This is a genomic window from Rhodoferax sp. (genome assembly GCF_039922535.1).
GTDB lineage: Bacteria > Pseudomonadota > Gammaproteobacteria > Burkholderiales > Burkholderiaceae_C > Rhodoferax_B.
This window is the reverse complement of record NZ_JBDTEM010000016.1, coordinates 1-4,757: the sequence shown is the minus strand read 5'-3', so window position 1 is coordinate 4,757 and position 4,757 is coordinate 1. Positions and strand designations below refer to the sequence as shown.

Below are 4,757 nucleotides of genomic sequence, written 5' to 3'. Positions count from 1 at the left end.
GACATGAAGGGCATCAAGATCCGCGTGCAGCCATCTGACCTGATGGTGGCCATGGTGAACGCCATGGGCGCTTCGCCCACCCCGATGCCGTTTGCCGAGGTCTACACCGGCCTGAAGACCGGCCTGGTGGATGCTGCCGAAAACAACCTCCCTTCCTACGACGAAACCAAGCATTTCGAGTCGGCCCCCATCTTCTCTGAAACCATGCACGTGATGACACCCGAAATCGTGGTGTTCTCCAAGAAGATCTGGGACACGCTGACCCCTGTAGAACAAGCCTCGCTGCGCAAGGCGGCCAAGGCATCGGTTCCGTACTACGTCGGCCTGTGGGAAACCAAGGAAAAAGAAGCCCGTGCCGAGGTCTTGAAGAGCGGTGCCAAGATTATTCCTGCTGCCGAAATCGACAAGAAGAGCTTCGTGGACGCAGAAAAGCCAGTGTGGGACAAGTTTGCCACCACGCCTGAACTGAAGGCTCTGGTGCAAGAGATCGTCAACGTCAAATAAACCCAATACACCGTGGTTGCCGCCATGCCGACTGGCGCGGCGGCAACGCGGTGTTGCTGAGTCTGCACCATGGAATTATTCAAATCAATCAACGCACACCTGTCCAACTTGGTTTTGCGCCTGGCCAGTGTGTGCCTGGCCGCACTGGGCCTAGTGGTCATTTACGGCGTGGTGATGCGCTATGCCTTCAACGACGCGCCGCCGTATGTAGAGCAGGTGGCCCTGCTGCTGGTGATATCGGTGGCCATGTTTGGTGCCGCTGCGGGCGTGCACGATGCCGGCCACATTGGACTGGACTCGGCCGTCAAGCTGCTGCCCGCCAAAGGCCAGTTCTTGTGCAATGTAGTGGTGCAGCTATTCGTCATCACCTTTGCCGTAGTACTGCTGTATGGCTGCGAACACATGGCGACCTCCACCCGGCATGACACCATCCCCACGCTGGGCATTTCCGAAGCTTTCCGCTACCTGCCCCCCATCATCGCAGGCGTCCTCATCGTCCTGTTTTCAGTTCAGCATCTGCTGGCACTGTTCACCAAGAAAGCCACGGCCTGACCATGGAACTCGCTGTACTCTCTCTGAGCTTTTTGCTCTTTCTCGTGCTGGGCGTTCCGGTGGCGTTTGCCATCGGCCTGAGCTGCCTGGCCACTTTTGCCGTAGAAGGCCTGCCGCTGGCCACCGCCATGCAGATGATGGTGTCGGGCATGAACGTGTTTTCGTTCCTGGCGATTCCGTTCTTCATCTTCTCCGGTGAACTAATGCTGCACGGCGGCATTGCCGACAAGATCCTCAACTTTGCGCGCAGCCTGGTCGGCCACATGAAGGGCGGGCTGGGCCTGGCCAACGTGATGGCCAGCACGCTGTTTGGCGGTGTCTCGGGCTCGCCGATTGCCGACACCTCGGCCATGGGCGGCGTGATGATTCCGATCATGAAGCGCGAAGGTTACAGCGCCGACTATGCGGTGAACGTCACCACCCACGCCTCGCTGACCGGTGCGCTGATGCCCACCTCGCACAACATGATCATTTATGCGTTTGCAGCCCAGGCTGCCACCGGCATGATCGGTGGCCACGTGATCCGCGGTGTGTCGATTGGTGACCTGATGTTCGCCGGTCTGGTGCCCGTGTTCTGGATCATGGTCTGCATGCTGATAGCCGCCTACTGGCAAGCCAACAAAAACGGCTTCCCCAAGCGGCCCGACGGCTCGTCGATGCTGGAGAAGTTCCCCGGCTGGTATGCGGTGCTGGTCACCTTCGTCGCGGCCATTCCGGGCCTGATGGTGATTGGGGTGATTCTGGGCTGCGTGATGGGTGGTGTCACCACCGCCACCGAAGCGGCCGCGATTGCGGTGGCCTATTCGCTGCTGCTGACCAGCATGTTCTACCGCACCATGAACAAGGAAAAGCTGATCAAGTCGCTGAAAAAGGCCTCCAAGACCACCGGCGTGATCTTGCTGCTGATTGGCGTGTCGAACATGCTGCGCTGGCAAATGGCCTACCTGGAAATTCCAGATGCCATCGAAGCCGCGCTCTTACACGCTACCACCACGCCCTGGCTGATGCTGATGTACATCAACATCATCCAGATTTTCCTGGGCATCTTCCTGGACATGGCCGCGCACATCCTGATCACCACGCCGCTGCTGCTGCCGCTGGCCATCCAGATGGGCGTGGGCCCGGTGCAGTTTGGCATGATGTTGCTACTGAATTGCGCACTCGGCCTGGTCCATCCGCCGGTGGGTACGGTTCAATTTGTAGGCTGCGCCATCGGCGAAATTTCGATTGGTGAGGCAACCAAAACCGCGTGGCCTTACTACCTGGCGATATGGGTGGCCATCAACCTGGTGACCTATGTGCCTTTGTTCTCCACCTGGCTACCGTCAGTGATCACCGGACACCCGGTGTTCTAAACCCCAAGGGCTGCTTTTGCAGCCCTTTTTGTTGGCAATGCGCGCCACAGACCCGTCACCTCAGCCTTTGCCACCCCGGCATCCCACCTATTTTTCTCTGACTATGCACCTCCCCTTTATCGGACACACCAGCATTTCCCGCCGACTGTCCATCGGCTTCGGCGTCATGGTCTGTCTGTTGGCCATCATCACCGCAGTCTCTTTGGTGAGCATGCACAACACCCGACACCGCGTCACCGTCATCAGCGGCGAGCTTAGCCCCAAGGTCGCGGTGGTAGGACAAATGAAGCAGCAGGTTAATCAAATCGGCATGTCGATGCGCAACCTGGCCATCCTGACGACGCCAGAGGACCTGGCGAAGGAATACAAGCGCCTAGCTGCTGCCTACGACAGCTACGACAAGCTGTCCAAGCAGTTCGCCCAGCGTGCCGATGCGGACGGCGAGAAGACTCTGCTCGCCAGCCTAGATCCGGCCCGCAAGGAGGCCTCTGCCATCTTCCAGTCAGCGGTTGAAAAGGCCGGCTCGACCGGTACCGTGCAAGACATCGCCGTGCTCATCCGGCTGGAGCTGCGCACCAATCTGGAGGCCTGGAGCGCCTCGCAAGACACCTGGCTCAACACCATCGACAAGCTGCAGCAAACCGTCTCGCAGCAAATCGCTGACAACCAGGACGATGTGGTGCAGCAGGCCAACCGCGGCATCCAGGTACTGTTGATCGTGGCCTGCCTTGCCATCAGCTTTGGCATCGCCGCTGCCTGGTTCATCACCCGCTCCGTCAAGCTGCCGCTGCGCCGCGCCGTCGAGGAAGCCGACCGCATGGCCGAGGGCGATCTGTCGCACACCATCGAATCCGCCAGCCACGACGAAACTGGCCAGCTCCTGCGCCGTCTGGAAAGCATGCGCAGCCGATGGGCCAGCACCATGGCCCAATTGCGCGACACCACACAAAACGTCAGCACGACGGCGGTGGAAATCGCCCATGGCAACCTGGACCTGAGCCAGCGCACCGAGCACACCGCCGCCAACCTGCAACACACCGCCGTGTCGATGGAGGAGCTGACCGGCATCGTCAAGCACTCCGCCGATGCGGCCCGGCAAGCCAACCAGCTGGCATCTTCCGCCGCCGAAGTCGCCGGCCGCGGCGGCCAGGTCGTGGCCCAGGTGGTGCGCACCATGGAAGAAATCATCACCAGCTCCCAGAAAATGGCCGACATCATTGGCGTCATTGACGGCATCGCCTTCCAGACCAATATCCTGGCACTGAATGCCGCCGTGGAAGCGGCCCGCGCGGGGGAACAAGGCCGGGGCTTCGCCGTGGTAGCCAGTGAAGTGCGCAGCCTGGCGGGCCGCTCGGCCCAGGCCGCCAAAGAAATCAAGGTACTGATCGCCGCCAGCGTCGACCGGGTAGATGCTGGTTCACGCCTGGTGGCCAATGCGGGCCAGACCATGACCGAAATCGTAGGATCGGTACAACGTGTATCGCACATCATTGGCGAAATCACCTCCACCGCGTCCGACCAATCGGAGCGCATTGGCCTGGTCAGCGTGTCGGTGGCCGAACTGGACCAGATGACCCAGCAAAATGCCGCCTTGGTCGAGCAATCCGCCGCCGCTGCGGAAAGCCTGAAAACCCAAGCCTCCCACCTCACGCAGCTGGTGGACACCTTCAAGCTGGCTGCGCCCACCGCCCATACCCCGCTGCCAAAAATCACGGCCAAAACCAAGTTGCAACTGGCCTGAACCCAGCCCTTACTCCGCACCGACCCATAGGCTAAATTTTTGAGAAAATCAGCGTCTAGCGCAGATAGCACCTGCGCTGGCAGCTATATTTTCAAGAGCACTTGAACCCGGGCGCACGGCACGCCTGCAGCGTTTAATCCGCCGTGTGCTTCTGGCTGGAGCCGCGTGCGGTGGCGACCGGGTACTTTTCGGCATTCACCAGCATCTTGCGCCGTGCGGACTCCAGCAGGTCAATATCCAGCTTGTCGCAGAGCTGCAGCAGGTACAGCAGCACATCGGCCGCCTCGGCGCCGACTTCGTCTTTTTTGGCTTGGGGCAGATGGCGGCTTTGCTCCTCGGTCAGCCACTGGAAGTGCTCCAGCAGCTCGGCGGCCTCCACGCTCAGGGCGGCGGCCAAATTTTTGGGCGAGTGGAATGGTGCCCAGTCGCGCGCCGCCGCGAAGTCGCGCAGATCTTGGGTGAGGGAGGGGATGGTGGTTGTCATGCAGGATTTTGGCCTGGTTCCAACCCGGCACGCGCCCGCACCACCAACTCATCAAATCCCGTCGCCACATCCAGCTCCCGCGTAAACGCCCATTCGGGCAGCAAGGCCAGCAACACCTCCG

5 protein-coding genes are annotated in these 4,757 nt (G+C 60.6%); 4 read left to right on the top strand and 1 reads right to left on the bottom strand.

Features of this window, described 5'->3' with window-relative positions:
- From dctP to ABI213_RS00455, 4 genes are all read left to right on the top strand, one after another.
- On the top strand, positions 1–504 hold a 504-nt coding region (dctP, locus tag ABI213_RS00470; protein ID WP_348025662.1), incomplete at its 5' end, for a TRAP transporter substrate-binding protein DctP.
- A gap of 69 nt (positions 505–573) precedes the next feature.
- Positions 574–1,056 (top strand): TRAP transporter small permease, encoded by a 483-nt coding sequence (locus ABI213_RS00465; RefSeq protein WP_348006496.1) that lies wholly within the window; start codon positions 574–576, stop codon positions 1,054–1,056.
- A 2-nt stretch (positions 1,057–1,058) separates the two neighbouring features.
- Positions 1,059–2,411, top strand: coding sequence for a TRAP transporter large permease (locus ABI213_RS00460; RefSeq protein WP_348025660.1), 1,353 nt, complete (start codon positions 1,059–1,061; stop codon positions 2,409–2,411).
- Between the two features lie 103 nt (positions 2,412–2,514).
- On the top strand, positions 2,515–4,152 hold the full coding sequence (locus tag ABI213_RS00455; RefSeq protein ID WP_348025658.1) for a methyl-accepting chemotaxis protein: 1,638 nt from the start codon (positions 2,515–2,517) through the stop codon (positions 4,150–4,152).
- Positions 4,153–4,285: 133 nt separating this feature from the next.
- Here the strand turns inward: ABI213_RS00455 and ABI213_RS00450 are convergent, their stop codons facing one another.
- On the bottom strand, positions 4,286–4,636 hold the full coding sequence (locus ABI213_RS00450; protein WP_348006493.1) for a nucleotide pyrophosphohydrolase: 351 nt from the start codon (positions 4,634–4,636) through the stop codon (positions 4,286–4,288).
- Between the last annotated feature and the right edge of the window lie 121 nt (positions 4,637–4,757).

Coding starts and splice junctions, on each gene's coding strand:
- ABI213_RS00450 (WP_348006493.1), bottom strand. CDS start 4,636: ATGACAACCACCATCCCCTCCCTCACCCAAGATCTGCGCGACTTCGCG.
- ABI213_RS00465 (WP_348006496.1), top strand. CDS start 574: ATGGAATTATTCAAATCAATCAACGCACACCTGTCCAACTTGGTTTTG.
- ABI213_RS00460 (WP_348025660.1), top strand. CDS start 1,059: ATGGAACTCGCTGTACTCTCTCTGAGCTTTTTGCTCTTTCTCGTGCTG.
- ABI213_RS00455 (WP_348025658.1), top strand. CDS start 2,515: ATGCACCTCCCCTTTATCGGACACACCAGCATTTCCCGCCGACTGTCC.